The organism is Paracoccus sp. NFXS7, from assembly GCF_040148865.1.
In the GTDB taxonomy this organism is placed as follows: Bacteria; Pseudomonadota; Alphaproteobacteria; order Rhodobacterales; family Rhodobacteraceae; genus Paracoccus; species Paracoccus marcusii.
The window spans coordinates 141053-164947 of sequence record NZ_JAKEKV010000001.1 but is presented as its reverse complement, the minus strand read 5'-3'; the positions used below and the strand labels follow the sequence as shown (position 1 = coordinate 164947).

Here is a 23895-nt window from a genome sequence, read left to right as displayed (position 1 = left end):
GGCCTTCCATGTCGGTCGGTCCGCGACTATCCAGAAAGCCATGGATATCATGTTGCTGACTGCCTTTACCGCGGTGCTGTTCCTGCTGATCGCAGCGGCGGAACCCCTGGCCGCACGCCTGCGCCTTCCGTTCAGCGTGATGCTGGCGGCGGTGGGTATCCTGATCGGCGGCGGCGCCCTGTTCCTGCTACGCACCAACGTGACAGAGACGCTGAATCCGGTGGCGGTCGGCATTCTGTCGCTGCCGATCCGGTCCAGCGTGTTCATGTACGTCTTCCTGCCGACGCTGATCTTTCAGGCGACGCTGGAGATGAACATCCGGCGGATGATGGATGACTGGGTGCCGATCCTGACGCTGGCCGTGGTGGCCGTGGTGGCGGCGACCCTGACCATCGGTTTCGCGCTGCACTGGATCGGGGGGCTGCCGCTGATGGTGGGCCTGCTGATCGGGGCGATCGTGTCGACCACCGACCCCTCGGCGGTCGTCAGCATCTTCCGCAGCCTGTCCGCGCCCAAGCGCCTGTCCCGCATCGTCGAGGGCGAGTCGCTGTTGAACGACGCCGCCGCCATCGCGCTGTTCGGCCTGTTCCTGACCTATGTCATGCTGGGCGTCCCGAACCCGCAGCTGGGCGAGGCCCTGGGCCAGTTCCCCGGCCTGATCGTGGGTGGCGTGCTGGCCGGGTGGCTGGTCGCGCGGATCGCGCTGGCGTTGATGAGCCTGTTCGGGCGGTTCGAGACGGCGCAGATATCCGTCTCGGTCGCGGTCCCTTACCTGGCCTATATCGGCGCGGAACAGCTGCTGGGCGCGTCGGGCGTGATTGCCGTCGTCGTGTCCGGCCTGACGCTGAACCTGATGGGTCCGGGCCGCCTGGCGCCTGCATTCTGGGTCAACCTCAAGGAGGTCTGGGGCCTGCTGGCGCATTGGGCCGGGGCGCTGATCTTCATCCTGGCGGCGCTGCTGATCCCGCGCCTGCTGGGCGAGGTGCGGCTGAACGACCTGTTCCTGGTCGGCGTGGTGGTGATCGCGGCCTTCGTCGCGCGGGCGCTGATCCTGTTCGTGCTGCTGCCGATGCTGACCACCCTGCGCCTGTCGCCCAAGATCCAGCGACCCTATCGCGTGGCGATCATGTGGGGCGGGCTGCGCGGCGCGGTGACCCTGGCACTGGCCCTGGCGGTGACCGAGAACCTGCGCGTGCCGGTCGAGACGAAGCGCATCGTCGGCATCCTGGCCACCGGCTTCACCCTGTTCACGCTGATCGTGCAGGGCACCACGCTGCGCGGCGTCATCGCCCTTCTGGGGCTGGACAAGCTGTCGCCGCTGGACCGGGCGCTGTCGAACCAGGTCGTCGCCGTGGCGCTGCAGTCGGTGCGCGAGGGCGTCGCCTCGGTCACCGAGAACTATGACCTGACCCGAGAGACGGTGCGCTCCGAGGCCAAGCGCTTTGCCGCGCGGCTGGACAATGCCGTCGAGGCCGCCGAGGCCGAGGACAATGCCGAGATCCTGGACCGCGACCGCATCACCTTGGGTCTGATCGCCCTGGCCGCGCACGAGCGCGAGATGATCGTCCAGCGGTTCCGCGAGCGGGCGATCTCGGCGCGACTGTCGGAGCAGGCGCTGTTCGACGCCGACCGGGTCATCGAGGGCGCGCGTTCCGGCGGGCGCACAGGCTATCAGCGCGCGGCACGGCGCAATCTGCGCTATGGCCCGGCGTTCCGGTTCGCAGCCTTCCTGCGCAACCGCATCGGCGTGGCCGGCCCGCTGGCCCGCATGACCGCGGACCGGTTCGAGATGTTGCTGGGCAAGCGTCTGATCCTGCGGGATCTTCACGGGTTCATCGACCGCCGCATCCGGCGCATTCACGGCCGGCGCGTGGCCGAACTGCTGCACGAATTGCTGCAGCGGCGGATCGAGGCGGTGGAGACCGCCCTGGAGGGTCTGCGCCTGCAGTTTCCCGGCTATGCCGAGGAGCTGGAGCGCCGCTTCATCCGCCGCACCGCCCTGCGGCTGGAGGAGCGCGAGTACAACGCCCTGCGCGACGACGGCCTGATCGGCGCCGAAGTGCACATCCAGCTGATGGACGACGTCCGCCAGCGGCGCCAGCAGTCCGAAGGCCGCCCCAAGCTGGACCTGGCCCTGCGCAAGAATCAAGTCGTGCGGCAATTCCCGCTGTTCGCCGATCTGGACGATGCGGAACTGAAGCGCCTGAGCCGAGAGATCCGCACGCGTTACGTCAATGCGGGCCATGTGATCACCCGCAAGGACACGCCCGCGCGGTCGGTCTTCTTCGTGGCTTCGGGCGCGGTCGAGCAGGAGGTCGCGGGCCAGACCGCGCGCCTTGGCCGCGGAGAGATGTTCGGCCAGATGGGCGTGCTGACCCGCCGCATCCGCAAGGCGGAGGTCCGCGCGATCACGCCCAGCACGCTGTTGGTGCTGGACGAGGCCGGGTTTCGCCGCCTGCTGAAACGGTCCGCCGCGCTGCGCAAGGCGGTGCGCGACAGCGTCGTCGGCAAGACCGTCGCCGGAGAGGTCCTGCGCATGCCCGAACTGGCTCAGGACGCCCCGCTTGGCGAGACCGCTGCAAGCGGCTAGACCGGGGCGCAAGACCCACGGACGACAAGGCCCCCTCGCATGGACATCTCTGCCCAGACCGCCACCCGCATCGCCCGCCAGATCGCGACAGAGATCGGCGCCAGCCCCGCGCAGGTCACGGCCGCCTCCGACCTGCTGGACGGGGGCGCGACGGTTCCCTTTGTCGCACGTTACCGCAAGGAGGTGACGGGGGGCCTGGACGACACGCAGCTGCGGACCCTGGCCGACCGCCTGTCCTATCTGCGAGAGATGGAGGCGCGGCGCACGGCGATCCTGGGATCGATCCGCGACCAGGGCAAGCTGACCGACGATCTGTCCCGTGCCATCGGCGCGGCCGAGACCAAGGCCGCGCTGGAGGACATCTATCTGCCCTTCAAGCCCAAGCGCCGGACCAAGGCGATGATCGCGCGCGAGAACGGTCTGGAGCCGCTGCTGCGCGCGATCCAGGCCGATCCGTCGCGCGATCCGGCGACCCTGGCGCCCACCTATGTGACGGGCGCGGTCGAGACGCCCAAGGCCGCGCTGGACGGCGCCCGCGACATCCTGGTCGAGGAACTGTCGGAAAATGCCGAGGTTCTGGGCCCGCTGCGCGAGTTCATGCGCGGCAATGCGGTGATCGCCGCCCGCGTGGTGGCCGGCAAGGAGGAGGCGGGCGCCAAGTTCAGCGACTATTTCGCGCATTCGGAAACCTGGTCGGGCATTCCGGGCCATCGCGCGCTGGCCATCCTGCGCGCCGCCAAGGAGGAGGTCGTGACCATCGACATCGCCCCCGAGCCGGACACCGGCACCGCGCGGGCCGAGGGGATCGTGGCGCGGGGTCTGGGCGCGGCCGGGCAAGGGCCGGGCGCCGACTGGCTGCGCGGCGTCGCGGGCTGGGCCTGGCGCGTGCGGCTGTCGAACACGATGTATATCGATCTGCTGACCGAATTGCGCGCCCGTGCCCATGCCGAGGCGATCCAGGTCTTTGCCCGCAACCTGCGCGACCTGCTGCTGGCGGCACCCGCCGGGCCGCGCGCGACCTTGGGGCTGGACCCCGGCATCCGCACTGGCTGCAAGATCGCGGTCGTGGACGGCACCGGCAAGCTGTTGGACACCGCGACCATCTATCCGTTCCAGCCCAAGAACGACCTGCGCGGGGCAGAGGCCACGCTGTCGGCGCTGATCGCCAGGCATGGCGTCGACCTGATCGCCATCGGCAACGGCACCGCCAGCCGCGAGAGCGAGCGTCTGGTCGCCGATGTGCTGAAGCGCCTGCCCAAGGGGGTCAAGGCGCCGACCAAGGTGATCGTGTCCGAGGCCGGGGCCTCGGTCTATTCCGCGTCCGAACTGGCCGCGAAGGAGTTTCCCGGCCTGGACGTCTCCCTGCGCGGCGCGGTCAGCATCGCGCGCCGGTTGCAGGACCCGCTGGCCGAACTGGTCAAGGTGCCGCCGCAGTCCATCGGTGTGGGGCAATACCAGCATGACGTGGACCAACGGCAGCTGGTGAAATCGCTGGAGGCCGTAGTCGAAGATGCCGTGAACGCGGTGGGCGTCGATCTGAACACGGCCTCTGCGGCGCTGCTCACCTATGTCGCGGGGCTGGGGCCGTCGCTGGCGCAGGCCATCGTCGCGCATCGCGATGCAACCGGCGCCTTTCCGTCCCGCGCCGCGCTGAAGAAGGTCGCGGGTCTGGGCCCCAAGGCGTTCCAGCAATGCGCGGGGTTCCTGCGCGTCCAAGGGTCCGAACCGCTGGACGCATCCGCCGTCCACCCCGAAGCTTATGGCGTTGCGCGCAAGATCGTGGCTGCCTGCGGGCGTGATCTGCGGTCGCTGATGAGCGACAGCACGACGCTGAAGTCGGTGCGGGCGCAGGATTTCGTCACCGAGGATTTCGGCCTGCCAACCGTGCGCGACATCCTGTCGGAGTTGGAAAAGCCCGGCCGCGACCCGCGCCCCGGTTTCGTCACCGCGACCTTTGCCGACGGCGTAGAGGCGATCGGCGACCTGCGCCCCGGCATGTCGCTGGAGGGGACGGTGACGAACGTCGCGGCCTTTGGCGCCTTCGTCGATATCGGGGTGCATCAGGACGGGCTGGTCCATGTCAGCCAACTGGCCGACCGCTTCGTGAAGGACCCCCACGAGGTGGTCAAGGCCGGCGACGTGGTCCGCGTCCGCGTGACCGAGGTGGACGTGGCCCGCAAGCGCATCGGCCTGACCATGCGCAAGGACAACGCCCCCACCGACCGCCCGGCGCGCGAGGCTGCGAAGCCCGCGCCCCGTGCGGCGCAGGCCGCGCCCAAGGGGGCGGGCGCATTCGGTTCGGCCCTGGCCGACGCGCTGCGCAAACGCTGAGAGGATGGCCATGAGCGTGCTTGACGACACCGATCACCGCGCCTTTCTGGCGCGCGACGCGCACCGGGCGCTGAACTTCTTCGATGCCAGCATCCGGCCCGAGGGCGGCTTTCATGTGCTGGACCTGGACGGCACGCCTCTGCCGGGCACGGTGCAGGAGCTGCACACGACCACGCGGCTGGTCCATTCCTATGCGCTGGCGCAGATGGCCGGGCGACCGGACCGCGCGGGGATCGTGGATCAGGGCATGGACTGGCTGTGGCGCGCGCATCGCGACACCGATCACGGCGGCTATCTGTGGGCCGTGGACGGCACCGCGCCGGTCGAAGGTCCCAAGCTGGCCTATGGCCATGTCTTCGTGCTGCTGGCCGCGTCCAGTGCCAAGATGATCGGGCACCCTGATGCGGATCGCCTGCTGGCCGACATCACGCAGGTGCTGGACCGCCACTATTGGGACGACGACGCGGGACTGTTCCGCGACGAGTTCACGCGCGACTGGCAGGCGTTCTCGACCTATCGCGGCATGAACGCCAACATGCACGGAGTCGAGGCGCTGCTGGCCGCGTTCGAGGCGACCGGCGCGCCCGTCCATCTGGACCGTGCCGGGCGGATCCTGGATTTCTTCATCGCGGGGCAGGCGGCGGCGCATGGCTGGCGCATCCCGGAACATTACGACGACCGCTGGCGGCCCGACCATGCCTATGCCGGCAACCCGATGTTCCGCCCTGCCGGCACCACGCCGGGCCACAGCTTCGAGATGGCGCGCCTGCTGCTGCACTGGTGGGATCTGGCCGGGCGCCCCGACACAGGCGCGGTCGCGCAGGCGCGTGCGCTGGTCGATACGGCGCTGGCGGATGCCTGGGCCGACCGGGGCGGGCTGGCCTATACGCTGCGCGACGGTCGCGTGGACAATCCGGCGCGCTATTGGTGGCCGGTGACCGAGGCGATCGGCGCGCTGGCGGCCCTGATCAAGCTGGACCCCCGACCCGGCGACGGCGACTGGTACCGCCGCCTGTGGGCCTTTGCGGACGGGCATCTGATCGACCACGCCCGCGGCGGGTGGTTCCCCGAACTGGGCGATGACGACCGCCCGGCCGCGACGCAGTTCCGGGGCAAGCCCGACATCTATCACGCGCTGCAGGCGGACCTGCTGCCGCTGGCGCGGGGCGTGTCGCATCAGGCGCGCGATCTGGCCCGCAGATGTCCCTTGCGTGACGCGGCGTGCCTTGGCTAACCTTTCTGTGCCGTCCGGATTGGTCCTTGACGTGACCGGGCCGGAGGGCCAAGCGGGACGTCAAGCGGCGGGCCGGGACAGGCCCGCGTCACTGTCGGGTTCATCCATGGTTCCAACCGATCCGAACTTGCGCGCGATCGACCTGCTGGCCGGGTCCGAAGCGGGATTCGCGCTGTCGGTTCTGGATGCCTCGCCGGATTGCATCAAGCTGCTGGACCCCGAAGGGCGGCTGATCTTCATGAACGGCAACGGGTTGTGCGCGATGGAGATCGACGATTTCGCCAGCGTCGATCAGCGGCCCTGGCCGTCGATGTGGCCGGCCGAGGCGGACCGGATGCTGAACGACGCGATGCAGGCGGCGCTGACCGGCGCCGTGACCCGGTTCGAGGCCTTCTGCCCGACCGCGCGCGGCACGCCGCGCTGGTGGCACGTCACCGTGTCGGGGGTCCGGGACGCGGCGGGCCGCGTGGTGCGCATCCTGGCGTCGTCGCGCGACGTGACCGACAGCGTGACCATCCGACAGCAGCTGCAGCAGGAGGTCGCCCGCAAGGACGAGGCCATCGCCCGTCAGCACATCCTGATGGGAGAGATCGACCACCGGGTGAAGAACAGCTTTGCCGCGGTCATCGCCCTTCTGCGGATGCAGGCGCGCCAGCAGGCCGGTGGCCCGGCGGGCGCGCAGCTGTCCGATGCGGCGAACCGCATCTCGACCCTGGCGCGGGTGCACGACCAGCTGCACCTGGACCCGGGAAGCCGCGATGTCAGCCTGCGCGATTATGTCGGGGCGCTGGCGACCGACCTGGCCCAGGCGCTGGAGGCGGCGATCACCGTGAACGACGCGCTGGCGCGCGATCTGCGGGTGACGGCGGGGCAGGCGGCGGCAATTGGCCAGATCCTGGCCGAACTGATCGGCAATGCCGTCAAGCACGCGCATCCGGGCCGGCGGCCGGGGCTGTGGCTGGATCTGGCGCAGAACGCGGGCGCGTTGAGCGTCACGCTGTCGGATGACGGGCCGGGCCTGCCTGCCGGGTTCGACCCGGATGCGGCGCGCGGGCTGGGCATGCAGATCTGCCTGATCTATGCCCGACAGATGGGCGGTGGGCTGGATCACGGTGCCTCTGACCGGGGCGGTGCCCGGTTCCGCGTCACCGTGATGCTGGATGCGGCTGCGTCATCCTGACGCCCGCGGAACCAAGCCGCCGCTTGACGATTGACAATGGCCGCGCAAGCGGGCACGGCTCTGCCCCTTTCCCGACCCACCCCAACCTGACAGGAGCCGCCGATGCGGATGAAGATCGACGTGACGCTTGACTATGCGCTGGAATCGCCCGGGCCCGCGCTGCTGCTGATCGAGGCGGCGGGCGTTCACGGACAGATCCTGAACCGCACCAACATCGACCTGGGCCAGCCCCTGAAGCTGGCCCGCGTTCCGGCCGAGGAGGGCATCGGCGAACGCATCGTCATGCGCCTGCAGGATCGGCTGACCTGCCGTTATTCGGCCGAGGTCCAGGTGACCCGCCCGCGTCCCGATCTGGCCAGCCTGCAGGCCGTTGAGGTCGAGGACATGCCCGGCGACGCGCTGCGCTATCTTCTGCCGTCGCGCTATTGCCAGTCGGAACGGTTCGGTCATTTCACCGGCTCTCGGTTCGAGGGGCTGACGGGCGGCCCGCTGGTCGCCGCGATGCGCGATTGGGTGGAACGCAACCTGGACTATGTCGCCGGAACCAGCGACGGGGACACAACGGCGGCGGACACCTTCCTGGACCGGCGCGGCGTCTGCCGGGACTATGCGCATCTGCTGATCGCGCTGTGCCGCGCGCAGCAGATCCCCGCACGCATCGCCAGCGTCTATGCCCCCCATGTCCAGCCGCAGGATTTCCACGCGGTTGTGCAGGTCTATCTGGGCGGCGATTGGCACCTGGTCGATCCGACCGGCATGGCCCATGCGGACCAGATGGCCCTGGTCGCGGTCGGGCGCGACGCGGCGGATGTGGCGTTCCTGACCACCAACTCGGTCGCGGAACTGCGCACGCAAAGCGTCGAGGTCATGCTGTTCTGATCCGTCAGAGCAGCGCCACCGCGGCCAGCAGCAGCGCCGCGACCACCGTGGCGCGACGGATCAGCGCGATGCCCCGGCGCAGGTCCGCCGCATCCGGGTCGGGCGCGGCGGCATTCAGCCACGGCTCGTCCGCGACCCGGTCGGCATAGACGCGCGGACCCGACAACCGGCAGTCTAGGGCCCCGGCCATCGCGCCCTCGGGCCAGCCGGCGTTGGGTGACCGGTGGGCAGACGCGTCGCGCAGCGTCACCCGCAGCGCGGCCCTCGCGCGCCGACCGGACGCGATCGCGATCAGCCCCGCCGACAGCCGCGCGGGAATCAGGTTCGCCACGTCGTCCAGGCGCGCGGCGATCATGCCGAACGCCTCGTGCCGGGGAGTGCGGTGGCCGATCATCGAATCCATCGTGTTGATCGCCTTGTAGGCCGCGATGCCCGGCAGCCCGCCGACCGCCGCCCAGAACAGCGGCGCGATGACGCCGTCGCTGAAATTCTCGGCCAGGCTTTCAAGGCTGGCGCGGGACAGCGCGGGCGTATCGGCGCGGGTGACGTCGCGCCCCACGATCATCGCGGTCGCACCGCGAGCGGCGGCCAGGTCGCCCGCCGCCAGGGGGACGGCCACCGCGCGCAGGTGCTGGTCCAGCGACTGCGCCGCGACCAGCGGCCACGCCAGCACGGCCGCGACCCACGGGCCCAGCCATGCCTGGATCAGGACCGCGGGGATCATGGCCGCCAGCAGGACGACGACCACGGTCAGCGCACCCTTGGCGCGCCGCGCACGGCCCTTGTTCAGCGTGCGATCCAGCGCCGCAATCAGACACCCGGCCCAGGTCACCGGATGCCCGACCCGGCGATAGACCGCATCGGGCCAACCGATCAGCACATCCAGCACCAGCGCCAGCAGGGCGATCACGGCCATCCTAGTCTCCTGCGCAGAGGTTGACGGTCTGCACCGCCCAATCGGCACCGACCCGCTGCAGCGCGGTCAGAGACAGGGGCGCCACCGCGAAGGACAGGGCGGCGGGCCCGACCACCATGGACAGTGCCGCGCGCACAGTGCCCGCATGCGCCACGATCACCGTGTCCCGCTGCAGTGCCTGCAGGACCGGGATCACCCGCGCGGCCATGTCGCTGAAGCTTTCACCGCCGTCGGGGCGGTGGCGGGCCAGGGCATCGACGGGCAGGGGACCAAGGTCGGGCAGGCGCGACGGGTCCATCCCCTCCCACGCGCCCAGGTCCTGTTCCCACAGCGCGGGCTCCAGCCGGTCGGGCACAAGCCCCAGGGCGGTGGCCGTCTGACGACAGCGCAGCGCCGGGCTGGCGATGACCTGGGCGGGACGCAGGCGGGCCGCCTGGCGCGCGAATGCGGCAGCATCGCCGCAATCGGCAGGCACGTCGCGCCGGCCAGCCAGCAGGCCGTCGGCAAGACTGGGGGCATGGCGCAGGATCATCAGTCGCATCGCCCTCCTTTGGCGCGTCGGGCGGGCAGGGACAAGCCCCACGCTTGACGCATCGGCGCAACCGGCGCAGCCTGCTTGACGGGCGGGCGCGGCCTGCGCTATGGAAATGAACAAGCGTTCAATAACCGGGGAGGGGGATCGCGATGTTCACGCGGGGCATGGAATTCGATCTGGGCGAGGATGTGAACGCGCTGCGCGAGATGGTCCACGGATGGGCCACCGATCGCGTCGCGCCCCTGGCGGCCGAGACCGACCGCACCAACGCCTTTCCCAACCAGCTGTGGACCGAGATGGGCGATCTGGGCCTGCTGGGCATCACGGTGGATGAACAGTACGGCGGGTCGGGCATGGGCTATCTGGCGCATGTGATCGCGGTCGAGGAGATCGCGCGGGCCAGCGCGTCGATCAGCCTGTCCTATGGCGCGCATTCGAACCTGTGCGTGAACCAGATCAAGCTGAACGGCACCGATGCGCAGCGTGCGAAATACCTGCCCGACCTGTGCAGCGGCAAGGCCGTCGGCGCCCTGGCCATGTCCGAGGAAAGCGCGGGCAGCGACGTCGTCGCGATGCGTCTGCGCGCCGAGAAGAAGAACGACCGCTATGTGCTGAACGGCAGCAAGTACTGGATCACCAACGCGCCCGACGCGCAGACGCTGGTGGTCTATGCCAAGACCGACCCCGAGGCCGGGTCGAAGGGCATCACGGCATTCATCGTCGAGCGCGACATGGCCGGTTTCACCACCAGCCCGCATTTCGACAAGCTGGGGATGCGCGGATCGAACACGGGCGAGTTGATCTTCGACAATGTCGAGATCCCGTTCGAGAACGTCCTGGGCGAGGAGGGCCGGGGCGTTCGGGTGCTGATGTCGGGCCTGGACTACGAGAGGGTGGTCCTGGCCGGCATCGGCACCGGTATCATGGCGGCCTGCCTGGATCAGGTCCTGCCCTATGTGGCGGAACGCAAGCAGTTCGGCCAGCCGGTGGGGTCGTTCCAGCTGATGCAGGGCAAGATCGCCGACATGTATGTCGCGCTGAACACCGCCCGCGCCTATGTCTACGAGGTCGCGCGGGCCTGCGACGCGGGCAAGGTCACGCGGCAGGACGCGGCGGGTGCGGTTCTGTATGCCAGCGAACAGGCGATGGTGCAGGCGCATCAGGCCGTGCAGGCGCTTGGCGGGGCCGGGTTCCTGTCCGACAGCGTCGTCAGCCGCCTGTTCCGCGACGCCAAGCTGATGGAGATCGGGGCCGGCACCAGCGAGATCCGCCGCATGCTGATCGGGCGCGAACTGATGGGGCTGGTCTGATGCGCATCCTGGTCGTGTTGGCGCTGATGGCCGCCCCGGCGATGGCGCAGGACGCGCCGTCCTTTGATCCCGCGCCGGTGCTGGCCTGCCTTGACAGCGATGCGGCGCCCGACAGCTGCGCGGGCCTGGCCGCGAATGCCTGCATGGAGGGCGAGGGCGGGTCCAGCACGGTCGGCATGGGGTTCTGCCTGGGCGCCGAACGCGACTGGTGGGACGATCGCCTGAACACCGCCTATGGCGAGGTGATGACGCGGGCCGAGGCAGGCGATGCGGAACTGGACAGCTTGGACGCCGCGGGTCCGCGTCAGGCGGGCGCCCTGCGTGACATGCAGCGCGCCTGGATCGCCTTCCGCGACGCGGCCTGCGAATACGAGGCGACGCGATGGGGCGGCGGCACCGGCGCGGGGCCCGCGGCCGCGCAATGCGCGCTGACCCTGACCGCGCGTCAGGCGAACCAGCTGGACGGCTATCTGCGCGAAGGCCCCTGAGATGGCACGCCTGCTGCATCACGCGGACCACGCGCGGCTGTGCCGGGATTTCCGCTGGCAGTACCCCGCGCGGCTGAACATGGCCGAGCAGTGCCTGGCCCATGCCGCGGACCGGGTGGCGATCATCGACCATGACGGCGCCCCGCACCCGGTGACCTTCGCCACGCTGGCGGCAATGACCGATGCGCTGGCCCACGCGCTTGGTGCCGATCGCGGCGACCGGATCGGCATCCTGTGCACGCAATCGTCCTGGACGGCGGCCGCGCATCTGGCGGTGTGGAAATCGGCCGCGATCTCTGTCCCGCTGTTCAAGCTGTTCGGCCCGGATGCGCTGGACCTGCGCCTGCGCGACGCGGGCATCTCGACCGTCATCACCGACACCCAAGGGCGCCGGATGCTGGCCCCGTTCCCCCATCTGCGGGTGATCGTCCCCGAGGACGGCCTGCCCGATGCCGGGCCCTTCGCCACGCGCGACACCGGGCCGGAAGACCCGGCGGTGATCATCTATACTTCGGGGACGACAGGGACGCCCAAGGGCGCGTTGCACGGACATCGCATGCTGACCGGTCACCTGCCGGGGGTCGAGATGAGCCACGACCTGCTGGGCCAGCCGGGCGACGTCATCTGGACGCCCGCGGACTGGGCCTGGATCGGCGGTCTGTTCGACGTGGCGATGCCGGGGCTTGCGCTTGGCGTGCCAGTGGTCGCCACCCCGATGGCCAAGTTCGATCCGCATGCCGTCGCGGGCCTGATCCGCGACTGCGGCATCCGCAACGTGTTCCTGCCGCCCACCGCGCTGAGGATGCTCAAGGTCGCGGGGGTTCGCCTGTCCGGCCTGCGCAGCGTCGCATCGGGCGGAGAGACGCTTGGCGCCCCCATGCTGGACTGGGGCCGGGAGGCATTCGGCCTGCAGATCAATGAATTCTATGGCCAGACCGAATGCAACATGGTCGCATCGGGCAGCGGCGTGATGTTTCCGGCCCGTCCCGGCGCCATCGGGCGCGCGGTGCCCGGGTTCGAACTGGCGGTGATCGACGCGCAGGGCCGGCCCACCGATGCCGAGGGCGACATCGCCATCCGCCGCGGCGCCGGCAGCATGATGCTGGAATACTGGCGGAACCCGCAGGCCACGGCGGCCAAGTTCCGCGGCGACTGGCTGGTGACCGGCGACCGGGGCGTCATCCGGGACGGCCATGTCCAGTTCGTTGGACGCGACGACGACGTCATCACCTCGGCCGGGTACCGCATCGGGCCGTCCGAGGTCGAGGACTGCCTGCTGCGCCATCCCGCCGTGGCGCAGGTCGCCGTGGTCGGCAAGCCCTGTGCGCTGCGTACTGAAATCGTCAAGGCCTACGTCGTGCTGCGGCCTGGCCATGAACCGTCGCCGAAACTTGTCGCCGACCTGCAGGCCCATGCCCGCAGCCGGTCCGCCGCCCATTCCTATCCCCGAGAGATCGCCTTTCTGGATGCCCTGCCCATGACCGTGACCGGCAAGGTCATGCGTCGCGCGCTGCGCGATCTGGACCTGGCCGAGGAGACCACACGATGAAACTGACCTCGACCGCGCTGCCTTCGTCCGAGGGGTTCCGCGCCAACCGCACCGCGCATCTGGCCCTGCTGGAGACCGCCCGCGAGGCTGCGGAGGCTGCCATCGCCGGCGGTGGCCCCAAGGCGCTAGAGCGTCACGTCAGCCGCGGCAAGATGCCCCCGCGCGAACGGGTGGCCAACCTTCTGGACCCCGGCAGCCCGTTCCTGGAGATCGGCGCGCTGGCCGCACATGGCCTGTACGACGGGGCCGCGCCCTGTGCGGGGGTCATCGCCGGGGTCGGGCGGGTGCATGGCCAGGACGTGATGGTCGTGGCCAATGACGCGACGGTCAAGGGCGGCACCTATTACCCGATGACGGTCAAGAAGCACCTGCGCGTCCAGGAGATCGCCGAGGAATGCGGGCTGCCCTGCGTCTATCTGGTCGACAGCGGCGGCGCGAACCTGCCCAACCAGGACGAGGTCTTTCCCGACCGCGACCATTTCGGCCGCATCTTCTTCAACCAGGCCCGGATGAGCGCCAAGGGCATCCCGCAGATCGCCGTCGTCATGGGGTCCTGCACCGCGGGCGGCGCCTATGTTCCCGCCATGTCCGACGTGACGATCATCGTGCGCGGTCAGGGGACGATCTTTCTGGCCGGTCCGCCGCTGGTCAAGGCCGCCACCGGCGAGGTGGTCACGTCCGAGGATCTGGGCGGCGGTGACGTGCACACCCGTCTGTCCGGCGTGGCCGATTACCTGGCCGAGGACGACGCCCACGCGCTGGCCCAGGCCCGCCGCGCCATCGCCAACCTGAACCGCCGCCGTCCCGACACCGTCGTCTGGCAGTCGCCGGAACCGCCCGCCTATGACCCCGAGGAGATCCTGGGCGTGGTGCCGGCAGACCTGCGCACCCCCTATGACATCCGCGAGGTCATCGCCCGCATCGTCGACGGCAGCCGCTTTGACGAATTCAAGGCCCGGTTCGGCGAGACGCTGGTCACGGGCTTTGCCCATGTCGACGGCTGCCCGGTGGGCATCATCGCCAACAACGGCGTGCTGTTTTCAGAGGCGGCACAGAAGGGCGCGCATTTCATCGAACTGTGCAGCACCCGCAACATTCCGCTGGTTTTCCTGCAGAACATCACCGGCTTCATGGTCGGCCGCAAATACGAGAACGAGGGCATCGCCCGCCACGGCGCCAAGATGGTCACAGCGGTCGCCACCACCAACGTGCCCAAGATCACCATGCTGGTCGGCGGCAGCTTCGGCGCGGGCAATTACGGCATGGCGGGGCGGGCCTATTCCCCGCGCTTCCTGTGGACCTGGCCCAACAGCCGCATCAGCGTGATGGGCGGCGAACAGGCCGCGGGCGTCCTGGCCACCGTCCGCCGCGACGGGATCGAACGTGCCGGCGGCCAGTGGTCGCCCGAGGACGAGGCCGAGTTCAAGCGCCCCACGGTCGAGATGTTCGACCGCCAGTCCCATCCCCTCTATGCCTCAGCAAGGCTGTGGGACGACGGGATTATCGATCCGCGCCAATCGCGCGACATCCTGGCCCTGTCGCTGCGCGCCAGCCTGAACGCACCCATCCAGCCGACGCGGTTCGGCCTGTTCCGCATGTGAGGGGCACGACATGTTCGACAAGATCCTGATCGCCAACCGGGGCGAGATCGCCTGCCGCGTCATCGACACCTGCCGCCGCTTGGGCGTAGCGACGGTCGCGGTCTATTCCGACGCCGACCGCGATGCGCGGCACGTCCAGATGGCCGATGAGGCCGTGCATCTGGGCGGGCCCGCGCCCGCCGACAGCTATCTGCGGGGCGACAGGGTCATCGCGGCGGCCCAGGCCACCGGCGCGCAGGCGATCCATCCGGGCTATGGCTTCCTGTCCGAGAACCCCGACTTCGTCGACGCGGTGGTGGCGGCGGGGCTGGTCTTCATCGGGCCGTCGGCGGCGGCGATCCGGGCGATGGGCCTCAAGGACGCGGCCAAGGCGCTGATGGAGAAGGCGGGCGTGCCGGTCGTGCCCGGCTATCACGGCGCGGATCAGGACCCGGACCATCTGGCGGCGGAGGCCGCGCGGATCGGCTACCCGGTGCTGATCAAGGCCGTGGCGGGGGGCGGCGGCAAGGGCATGCGGCGCGTGGACGACCCCGCCGCCTTTGCCGACGCGCTGGAAAGCGCGCGGTCCGAGGCGCAGGGCGCCTTCGGCAACCCCGCCGTGCTGATCGAAAAATACATCCTGCAGCCGCGCCATATCGAGGTGCAGGTCTTCGGCGACGGCGCCCGCGCCGTGCATCTCTATGAACGCGACTGCAGTCTGCAGCGCCGCCACCAGAAGGTCATCGAGGAGGCCCCGGCCCCCGGCATGACGCCCGAGATGCGGGCTGCGATGGGCGGTGCCGCAGTGCGCGCGGCCGAGGCCATCGGCTATGCCGGGGCGGGCACGATCGAGTTCATCGTGGACGGCGCGGACGGGCTGCGGCCCGACGGGTTCTGGTTCATGGAGATGAACACCCGCCTGCAGGTCGAACACCCCGTGACCGAGGCCGTGACCGGCATCGATCTGGTCGAATGGCAGCTGCGCGTGGCCAGCGGAGAGACCCTGCCCGCGCGGCAAGAGGACATCGCTCTGGCCGGCCACGCCTTCGAGGCGCGGCTTTACGCCGAGGACGTGCCGGCGGGCTTTCTGCCCGCGACCGGGCGACTGGCGCATCTGCGCTTTGCCGATCACGCCCGGATCGAGACCGGCGTGCGTCCTGGCGACGCGATCAGCCCGTGGTACGACCCGATGATCGCCAAGGTCGTGACCTATGGCGCCACCCGCGCCATTGCGCTGCGGGCGCTGGAACAGGCGCTGGTCGATACCGAGGTTGCGGGTTCGGTCACGAACCTGGACTTTCTGATCGCGCTGACCCGGCATGCCGGGTTCAAGCGTGGCGAGGTCGACACGGGCCTGATCGCCCGCGACCTGCCGTCTCTGCTGGACGGCGGGGCCGAGGACCGCGCCGCCTTGGTTCTGGGCGTCATCGGGCTGGCCGGTCTGGCCGATCCCGACATTCGCGGCGGCGCGACCCTGTGGCAGCCGCTGCGCCGCACCATCGCGTGGGAGGGCGGTCAGGCGGTTCTTGAGGTGACCGGGCCGGGTGCGGCGCGCGTCACGCTGGACCGCGCGCATGAGGTGCGCTGGCAGTCGGGGCGCTGGTGGGTGGACGGGCAGCCCTGCCGCCACCGCGTCGTGGTTCACCCGGCGGGCGTCGGCGTCTTTGGCGGCCGCGTGGTGCACCTGACCCCGCTGGACCCGCTGGCGCGCAAGGCGGCCGACGGGGCGGGGGACGGGGTAACACGGTCGCCCATGCCGGGGCTGGTCAAGGCGGTCCATGTGACGGCGGGACAGGCCGTCGCCGCGGGCGACCGGCTGGCCGTGCTGGAGGCCATGAAGATGGAGCACAGCCTGACCGCCGCCGCCGATGGCGTGGTGGCCGAGGTTCTGGCCCAGGCCGGCGATCAGGTCGAGGCCGGCGCACCCCTGATCCGGCTGGAGCCAGTCGATGGCTGAGCGCGTCCAGATCTTCGAGATGGGCCCCCGCGACGGCTTGCAGAACGAGAAGCGGCTGATCCCCACCGCCGACAAGATCGCCCTGGTCGACCTGCTGAGCCAGGCGGGCTTTGCGGATATCGAGGTCACCAGTTTCGTCCCCGCGGCCTGGGTGCCGCAGATGGCGGACGGGGCCGAGGTCATGGCGGGCATCACCCGCCGCCCCGGCACGCGCTATGCGGTGCTGACGCCGAACCTGCGCGGCTATCAGGCGGCGCGGGCGGTACGGGCCGACACGGTCGCGGTCTTTGCCAGCGCCTCGGAGGGGTTCAGCCGGGCAAACCTGAACGCCAGCATCGCCGACAGCCTGACGCGGATGGCCCCCGTGGCGGCGCAGGCGCAGGCCGATGGCGTCACCCTGCGCGGCTATGTCAGCGTGGTGACCGACTGCCCGTTCGACGGGCCGGTGGCGCCGGCCGCCGTGGCCCGCGTGGCGGCAGCCCTGCGCGACATGGGCTGTCAGCAGATCAGCCTGGGCGACACGATCGGGCAGGGCCGCCCCGAAACCATCGACGCCATGCTGGCCGCCGTGCTGGAGGAACTGCCCGCCGACCGTCTGGCCGGGCATTACCACGACACCGCCGGGCGGGCGCTGCAGAATGTGGATGTCAGCCTGGAGCGCGGGTTGCGGGTCTTCGACGCCGCGGTCGGCGGCTTGGGCGGCTGCCCCTATGCGCCGGGCGCCGCTGGCAATGTCGCGACCGAGGCGCTGGCCCGGCACCTGGACGCGCGCGGTTTTGCGCATGGCCTGGACATGGACATCATCACCCGCGCCGCCGCCATGGCCCGCGCCCTGAGGGAGGCCCCCGATGCCTGAGACCATCCGCATCGACCGCGACGACTGTGGCGTGGCGACCCTGTGGCTGACGCGTGCGGAAAAGCACAACGCCCTGTCCCGCCAGATGATGGACGAACTGACCCAGGCCGCCGCCGATCTGGGTGCGGACCCGGCCGTGCGCGTCGTGATCCTGGCGGCCGAGGGCGGCAGCTTCTGCGCGGGCGGCGATCTGGGCTGGATGCGCGAGCAGATGGCCGCGGATGACGCCACGCGGCGCGAGGGGGCGCAAGCGCTGGCCGGGATGCTCTCGGCGCTGAACCTGCTGCCCAAGCCGCTGATCGCACGGGTTCAGGGCAATGCCTTTGGCGGGGGCGTGGGCATGATGGCGGTCAGCGACATCGTCGTGGCCGCCGACACGGCGCGGTTCGGGCTGACTGAGGTCAGGCTGGGCCTGATCCCCGCGACCATCGGACCCTATGTGCTGGCCCGCATGGGCGAGCCCGCGGCGCGGCGGGTGTTCTTTTCGGCGCGCCTGTTCGATGCCGGGGAGGCCGTGGACCTGAACCTGGTGTCGCGCCGGGTCGCAGTGGCGGATCTGGATGCGGCGGTGGAGGCCGAGGTGGCCCCCTTCCTGCAGGCGGCACCGGGGGCGGTCGCGGCGGCCAAGGCGCAGTGCCGCGCGCTTGGTCCGCGCATCGACGCCGCCGTCATCGAAGACAGCATCGACCGCCTGGTCGCCGTCTGGCAGGGCGCCGAGGCCCCCGAGGGGATCTCGGCCTTCTTCGAGAAGCGCAAGCCGGCTTGGCAATCCTAGAACAGCCGCATGATCGAGCTGCGCAGCTGATCGACGGCCAGCGCAGCAAAGGCCAGCGTGCAGATGACCAGCAGGATGTTGGTCAGAGGCTTGTTGCGCCATTCGGCGGGTACGCGGTCGGTGTTCAGGATCCACAGCAGCGTGACCGACATGAACGGCATGAACAGCGCGCCCAGCACGCCGTAAGCCAGGATCAGCAGCACCGGCTGGCCCAGGAACAGCATCGCCATGGGCGGGATGGTCAGCCAGACGATGTAGGCGCGATAGTAGCGGCCTCCGGCCAGGCGGTCGGGATGGGCGTGCGGCTTGCCCTGCACATGGCCCATGAAGTCCGCAAACATCAGGCTGACCCCGTTCCACACCCCGATCAGCGAGCTGAACGATGCCGCGAAGAACCCGATCAGGAACAGCTTGCTGAGCCAGGGTCCATAGCGCTCACCCAGGACGCGGGACAGGTCGACCATGCCCTGATCACCGCCGCCGATGGCGATGCCCGCAGAGTAGAGCAGTTCCGCCCCCACGATGAGCGTCGCCACGACGAACAGGCCGGTCACCAGATAGGCGACCGCGTTGTCGATGCGCATGACCGACATGAAGCTCGGGCTGTCCCAGCCCTTCTCGCGCAGCCAGTAGCCATAGGCCGCCAGCGTGATCGTGCCGCCGACGCCGCCCGCGACGGACAGGACGTTGATCATCGCGCCATCCGGGATCATCGGGGCAAGGCCGGTCAGGACCTCGCCAAGGTTGGGCAGGGTGGCTGCGGCGGCCAGGACCATGGCGATGAACATCAGGATGACCATTGCGGTCAGCACCCGTTCGAACAGGTCGTAGCGGCCCGACCAGACCAGCGCCAGGCCCAACAGGCCCGACAGGATGCCCCAGGCCGGAACGCCCAGGAATGGCATCAGCGAGGTCAGCGCCAGCCCCGTTCCGGCCATCGCCGCCGCGCCATAGACAAAGCCCCAGATCACGATGTAGGGGCCGAAATACCAGCTGGTCCATTTGCCAAGCGTGCTCCATCCTTCGAAGATGGTGTTGCCGGTGGCCAGGCTGTAGCGGCCCGCACCCTCGACCAGCACGATCTTCATGATGCAGCCCGCAACGACGGCCCACAGCAGGGCATAGCCGTATTTGCTGCCCGCGACAGTCGTGGCGATCAGGTCGGCCGCGCCGACGCCGGTTGCAGCCACGACCAGGCCGGGGCCGACCAGGCTCCAGCGCGGTTCGGCCTGGGGGCGATTGGGTGGTGTCATCTGTCCTCATCCCTAAATGTCCGCGCAAACCATGACGCGAAACTGCAGGATGCGCAAATGGCACAAACGGAAAACCCCGCCGCGCGGGGGCGCGGCGGGGCGTACAAGTCACTGATGTCCGGCGATCACATGCCCTGGTACAGCGGGAAGCGGGCGCAGAGCTGGCTGACCTCGGCGCGGACCTTGTCCTCGACCGCGGCATTGCCGTCCTCGCCATTGGCGGCCAGGCCGTCGACGACCTCGACGATCCAGCGGGCGATCTGGCGGAACTCGGGCTCGGCAAAGCCGCGGGTGGTGCCTGCGGGCGCGCCAAGACGGATGCCCGAGGTCACGAACGGCTTCTCAGGGTCGAACGGCACGCCGTTCTTGTTGCAGGTGATGTGCGCACGGCCCAAGGCGGCCTCGGTCGCCTTGCCGGTCACGCCCTTGGGGCGCAGGTCGGCCAGGCACAGGTGGTTGTCGGTGCCGCCCGACACGATGTCGATGCCGCCCTTCATCAGCTCGTCCGCCATGGCGGCGGCGTTCTTGACGACCTGCTGGGCATAGGTCTTGAACTCGGGGCGCAGCGCCTCGCCAAAGGCCACGGCCTTGGCGGCGATCACGTGCATCAGCGGGCCGCCCTGCAGGCCGGGGAACACGGCGCTGTTGATCTTCTTGGCGATGTCCGCGTCGTTGGTCAGGATCAGGCCGCCCCGGGGACCGCGCAGCGACTTGTGCGTGGTCGAGGTCACGACATGCGCGTGCGGCACGGGCGAGGCATGCGCGCCGCCCGCGACCAGGCCCGCGATATGCGCCATGTCGACCATCAGATAGGCGCCGACCTCATCCGCGATGGCGCGGAAGGCGGCCCAGTCCCAGCTGCGGCTGTAGGCCGTGCCGCCCGCGATGATCAGCTTGGGCTTGTGCTGGCGGGCGCTTTCGGCGATCGCGTCCATGTCCAGCTGATGGTCCTGCGCACGCACGCCATAGCTGACGACGTTGAACCACTTGCCCGACATGTTGACCGGCGATCCGTGCGTCAGGTGACCGCCCGAATTCAGGTCCAGGCCCATGAACGTGTCGCCCGGCTGCAGCAGCGCCAGGAACACGGCCTGGTTCATCTGGCTGCCGCTGTTGGGCTGGACGTTGGCGTATTCGCAGCCGAACAGCTGCTTGGCACGCTCGATCGCCAGGTTCTCGGCGATGTCGACATACTGGCAGCCGCCGTAATAGCGCTTGCCCGGATAGCCCTCGGCATACTTGTTGGTCAGGACGGACCCCTGAGCCTCCATCACGGCGCGGCTGACGATGTTCTCGGAGGCGATCAGCTCGATCTCGTCGCGCTGGCGACCCAGTTCCTGGGTGATCGCCTTGGCAATGTCGGGGTCACGGCTGGCCAGGGTTTCGGTGAAGAAGCCGTTGTCGCGGGTCGGTGCGTTCATCGGTCTTTCGTCCTTTTTGGGCTGGGGCGGCTTGAGTTTGCGTCTTTTAACGCAACGTCGCGCATGCCGAAAGTGACAAAACGACCCGCATCCCGCCCGTTGCGACGCGCTGCGGAATGCGCTTGTCATCATGTCTGTCGCGCGTGATGGTGCGGGTCCATCAGGGGACAGGACGGCCGATGACGCGCAACGTGCATTTCACCGCAAGCCACGCCGATACCGCCCGGGCGGCCCTGTCCGTGCTGACGGCGCGCTATGGCCAGGCCCCGCTGGCGGAGGCCGACGTCGTGGTGGCCCTGGGCGGGGACGGGTTCATGCTGCAGACCCTGCACGCGACGCAGGGTCGGGGGCTGCCCGTCTATGGCATGAACCGTGGCACGGTGGGGTTCCTGATGAACGCCTATGCCGAGGAGGACCTGACCGACCGCCTTGCCCTGGCCGAGGAGACCGTCATCAACCCGCTGCGCATGCGCGCCACCTGTGCCGACGGCACCTGCACCGAGGCCCTGGCGATCAACGAGGTCAGCCTGCTGCGCGAGGGGCCGCAGGCCGCCAAGCTGCGCATCCATGTCGACGGGCGATTGCGGATGGAGGAGCTGGTCTGCGACGGTGCGCTGGTCTCCACCCCGGCGGGATCCACGGCCTACAACTACTCCGCGCACGGGCCGATCCTGCCGATCGGGTCGGAGGTGCTGGCCCTGACCGCCATCGCGCCTTTCCGTCCGCGCCGCTGGCGGGGGGCGCTTCTGCCCAAGGGTGCATCCGTGGTGATCGAGGTGCTGAACGCCGACCGCCGCCCCGTCATGGCCGATGCCGACAGCCGTTCTGTCCGCCACGTGACGCAGGTCGAAATCCGCAGTGCCGACGACATCCGTCACCGCCTGCTGTTCGATCCGGGCCACGGGCTGGACGAACGCCTGCTGCGCGAACAGTTCGTCTAAGGGGGCGTCAGCCCGCGCAGATCTGCTGCAGCGCCAGCCACTGTTCGTCGGTCAGCAGGCGGGCAGGCGTGGTTCCCTGACGGATGGGGTCGGCCTCGATCAGTGGCAGGACGGCGGCGCCGGTCGGATCGATGCTGCGCGCATAGGGTTCGGTCGACAGCCCGCGTTCTGCAAAGGCCGGCGGCAGGGCGGCCAGGTCGGGCCGGGGCAAAGACTGCGACAGCAGCGTCTCTCCATAGCCCTGCATCGCGTCGCGCGACAGCGTCCCAAGCGTCATCAGGCGCAGTGAGTTCATCAGCCCCGCATGCCGCAGCGCATCCAGCGTCGCCTGCTTGTCCTCGACCGCCAGACGGGCGGCGATCAGGTGACCGGCAGAGGCTTCGGGCCCGGGGGTGGTGGCCAGCAGGTCGTTGCCCAGCACGTAAAGATCACCCGGCAGGCGACGCGCCCCGTTCAGCGGCGCGGGCACGACCTGCACCAGGGCCTGGTCGCCGATCAGCTGGGGTGCGATCCAGTCCAGCACCTGCTGGCCCGACCGCCGACGGCAGACGGCACCGGCGCTGTGCTCCAGATCGGCCAGCACGGCCAAACCGATCGTGCGCGCCTGCGCAGGGGGAGCGATCCGGGCCGCGTGGCGGATCAGCGCGTCGGGCAGCCAGAATGTCAGGGCAGCCAGCATGGCGACCGCGCCCAGCACCGTGACGACGCCCCGCAGGCGGCCCGGCACGGCACGGTGAATGGCGATGGCCCGTTGGACGCGTTCGATCCCCTCGATCATCAGCGGATCATCGATCTCGACGGTCTCGTCGGGTGCCTGACCGTTCGGGGTATAGATCGCGGGCAGTTGACCCGGATTTATCCGCGTCACCGCAGGCAGCGACCAGTGCGACAGAGGCCGGTCCGATTTCGGGTCCATCATCGTCAGCGTCGCGGCGCCCACCGAGACGATGACCTCGCGCAGCCGTGATTCGGGCGTCTCGCGCCACGAGCCCTGCGCCTCAAGGCGCTGGAATTCAGTCAGGGCAGTCACGGGGGCGGGCATGGTCTAGGGTCGTCCTGCAGGGTGCCCAGACCATAGCGACGCGCCGCGTTGCGTCAATGCGGCGCGGGTCACTCGACCGTATCGGCGATCCGCATGCCCTTGTCACGGGCCAGGGTGCGCATCCGTTCCTGCAGCTTCTCGAACGCGCGCACCTCGATCTGGCGGATGCGTTCGCGCGATACGCTGTAGCGGCTGGACAGATCCTCCAGCGTCATGGGATCGTCGCGCAGGCGACGCTCCATCAGGATGTCCTTCTCACGCTCGTTGAGCGCATCCATCGCGTCAATCAGCATCTGGCGTCGGGTGTCCAGCTCCTCGGATTCCGCATAGGCTTCGGCCTGGTTGGCGTTCGTGTCCTCCAGCCAGTCCTGCCACTGCGCCGACGATTCGCCATCGCCCGACCCGACCTGCGCATTCAACGAGGCGTCACCACCGGAAAGCCGGCGGTTCATGTCGACGACTTCCTTTTCGGTGACGTTCAGTTCGGTGGCGATCTGGGCAACGTTCTCGGGACGAAGATCGCCTTCCTCCAGGGCGCCGATCTTGGATTTCGCCTTGCGGAGGTTGAAGAACAGCTTCTTCTGCGCGCTTGTGGTGCCCATCTTGACCAGGGACCAGGACCGCAGGATATACTCCTGGATCGAGGCACGGATCCACCACATCGCGTAGGTCGCAAGGCGGAAGCCACGTTCCGGGTCAAACCGCTTGACCGCCTGCATCAGGCCGACATTCGCCTCGCTGATTACCTCTGCCTGTGGCAGGCCATAGCCGCGATAGCCCATCGCGATCTTGGCGGCCAGACGCAGGTGACTGGTGACCAGCTGATGCGCGGCATCGCTGTCCTCATGGTCGGCCCATGCCTTGGCCAGCATGTATTCCTGTTCGGGTTCTAGCAGCGGAAACTTGCGGATCTCCTGCAGATAGCGGTTCAGACCCTGTTCCGGGCTTGGGGCGGGAAGATTTCCATAAGTCGCCATGATGTTCGCCTTTCGCAGAGACCAGTTAACGCAGCGTCGAACAGCCCGGTTCCGGGACAGAATGCCGCATCCGCGCGGGCA

19 protein-coding genes are annotated in these 23895 nt (G+C 69.4%); 13 read left to right on the top strand and 6 right to left on the bottom strand.

The genetic code is table 11. From position 1 onward, the window contains the following. The first annotated feature begins 40 nt into the window (after positions 1-40). The 5 genes from LZ686_RS00860 (at position 41) to LZ686_RS00840 (ending at position 8214) form a co-directional block, all read left to right on the top strand. Positions 41-2590: a cation:proton antiporter gene (locus LZ686_RS00860; protein ID WP_127898565.1), complete on the top strand. Its 2550-nt coding sequence runs from the start codon at positions 41-43 to the stop codon at positions 2588-2590. Between the two features lie 39 nt (positions 2591-2629). Beyond that, complete coding sequence (locus tag LZ686_RS00855) at positions 2630-4921, top strand: Tex family protein (protein ID WP_349546713.1); 2292 nt, start codon at positions 2630-2632, stop codon at positions 4919-4921. A gap of 10 nt (positions 4922-4931) precedes the next feature. Continuing rightward, entirely contained in the window at positions 4932-6155 is a 1224-nt protein-coding gene (locus tag LZ686_RS00850) for an AGE family epimerase/isomerase (RefSeq protein WP_349546712.1), read from the top strand. Positions 6156-6261: 106 nt separating this feature from the next. Continuing rightward, positions 6262-7335 carry a sensor histidine kinase gene (locus LZ686_RS00845; RefSeq protein WP_349546711.1) on the top strand — a complete coding sequence of 358 codons (1074 nt, stop codon included), beginning with the start codon at positions 6262-6264 and terminating at the stop codon, positions 7333-7335. Between the two features lie 102 nt (positions 7336-7437). Continuing rightward, complete coding sequence (locus tag LZ686_RS00840) at positions 7438-8214, top strand: transglutaminase-like domain-containing protein (protein ID WP_139598615.1); 777 nt, start codon at positions 7438-7440, stop codon at positions 8212-8214. Between the two features lie 4 nt (positions 8215-8218). Here the strand turns inward: LZ686_RS00840 and cbiB are convergent, their stop codons facing one another. Then, positions 8219-9130, bottom strand: coding sequence for an adenosylcobinamide-phosphate synthase CbiB (gene cbiB / locus LZ686_RS00835; protein WP_349546710.1), 912 nt, complete (start codon positions 9128-9130; stop codon positions 8219-8221). A 1-nt stretch (position 9131) separates the two neighbouring features. After that, positions 9132-9671: a histidine phosphatase family protein gene (locus LZ686_RS00830; RefSeq protein WP_349546709.1), complete on the bottom strand. Its 540-nt coding sequence runs from the start codon at positions 9669-9671 to the stop codon at positions 9132-9134. Positions 9672-9814: 143 nt separating this feature from the next. Here LZ686_RS00830 and LZ686_RS00825 point away from each other — a divergent pair, with 143 nt between their 5' ends. The 7 genes from LZ686_RS00825 to LZ686_RS00795 are packed head-to-tail and all read left to right on the top strand — an operon-like array spanning position 9815 to position 18180. Then, on the top strand, positions 9815-10975 hold the full coding sequence (locus tag LZ686_RS00825; protein WP_045983020.1) for an isovaleryl-CoA dehydrogenase: 1161 nt from the start codon (positions 9815-9817) through the stop codon (positions 10973-10975). Further along, on the top strand, positions 10975-11463 hold the full coding sequence (locus tag LZ686_RS00820) for a lysozyme inhibitor LprI family protein (protein WP_127898558.1): 489 nt from the start codon (positions 10975-10977) through the stop codon (positions 11461-11463). The genes LZ686_RS00825 and LZ686_RS00820 overlap by 1 nt, the downstream gene beginning before the upstream one ends. A gap of 1 nt (position 11464) precedes the next feature. After that, on the top strand, positions 11465-13012 hold the full coding sequence (locus tag LZ686_RS00815; RefSeq protein WP_349546708.1) for an AMP-binding protein: 1548 nt from the start codon (positions 11465-11467) through the stop codon (positions 13010-13012). Beyond that, entirely contained in the window at positions 13009-14613 is a 1605-nt protein-coding gene (locus LZ686_RS00810; RefSeq protein ID WP_349546707.1) for a carboxyl transferase domain-containing protein, read from the top strand. Before LZ686_RS00815 ends, LZ686_RS00810 begins: the two co-directional genes overlap by 4 nt. Before the next feature lie 10 nt (positions 14614-14623). Next, complete coding sequence (locus LZ686_RS00805; protein WP_349546706.1) at positions 14624-16549, top strand: acetyl/propionyl/methylcrotonyl-CoA carboxylase subunit alpha; 1926 nt, start codon at positions 14624-14626, stop codon at positions 16547-16549. Continuing rightward, the gene (locus LZ686_RS00800) at positions 16542-17405 is read left to right on the top strand and encodes a hydroxymethylglutaryl-CoA lyase (protein ID WP_349546705.1); all 864 of its coding nucleotides are present in this window, start codon (positions 16542-16544) and stop codon (positions 17403-17405) included. The genes LZ686_RS00805 and LZ686_RS00800 overlap by 8 nt, the downstream gene beginning before the upstream one ends. Then, the gene (locus LZ686_RS00795) at positions 17398-18180 is read left to right on the top strand and encodes a crotonase/enoyl-CoA hydratase family protein (RefSeq protein ID WP_349546704.1); all 783 of its coding nucleotides are present in this window, start codon (positions 17398-17400) and stop codon (positions 18178-18180) included. The genes LZ686_RS00800 and LZ686_RS00795 overlap by 8 nt, the downstream gene beginning before the upstream one ends. Here the strand turns inward: LZ686_RS00795 and LZ686_RS00790 are convergent. Then, positions 18177-19433: an Nramp family divalent metal transporter gene (locus LZ686_RS00790; RefSeq protein WP_349546703.1), complete on the bottom strand. Its 1257-nt coding sequence runs from the start codon at positions 19431-19433 to the stop codon at positions 18177-18179. The two genes, LZ686_RS00795 and LZ686_RS00790, sit on opposite strands and share 4 nt — an antisense overlap. A 125-nt stretch (positions 19434-19558) precedes the next feature. Continuing rightward, positions 19559-20854 carry a serine hydroxymethyltransferase gene (gene glyA / locus LZ686_RS00785; RefSeq protein ID WP_349546702.1) on the bottom strand — a complete coding sequence of 432 codons (1296 nt, stop codon included), beginning with the start codon at positions 20852-20854 and terminating at the stop codon, positions 19559-19561. A gap of 116 nt (positions 20855-20970) precedes the next feature. On the opposite strand from glyA, the gene LZ686_RS00780 reads away from it, so the two are divergent. Beyond that, entirely contained in the window at positions 20971-21795 is an 825-nt protein-coding gene (locus tag LZ686_RS00780; protein ID WP_349546701.1) for an NAD kinase, read from the top strand. A 7-nt stretch (positions 21796-21802) separates the two neighbouring features. Here LZ686_RS00780 and LZ686_RS00775 read toward each other — a convergent pair whose 3' ends face one another. Further along, complete coding sequence (locus tag LZ686_RS00775; protein ID WP_349546700.1) at positions 21803-22837, bottom strand: hypothetical protein; 1035 nt, start codon at positions 22835-22837, stop codon at positions 21803-21805. 68 nt (positions 22838-22905) lie between these two features. Further along, complete coding sequence (gene rpoH / locus LZ686_RS00770; protein ID WP_045999157.1) at positions 22906-23814, bottom strand: RNA polymerase sigma factor RpoH; 909 nt, start codon at positions 23812-23814, stop codon at positions 22906-22908. Positions 23815-23895: the final 81 nt, after the last annotated feature.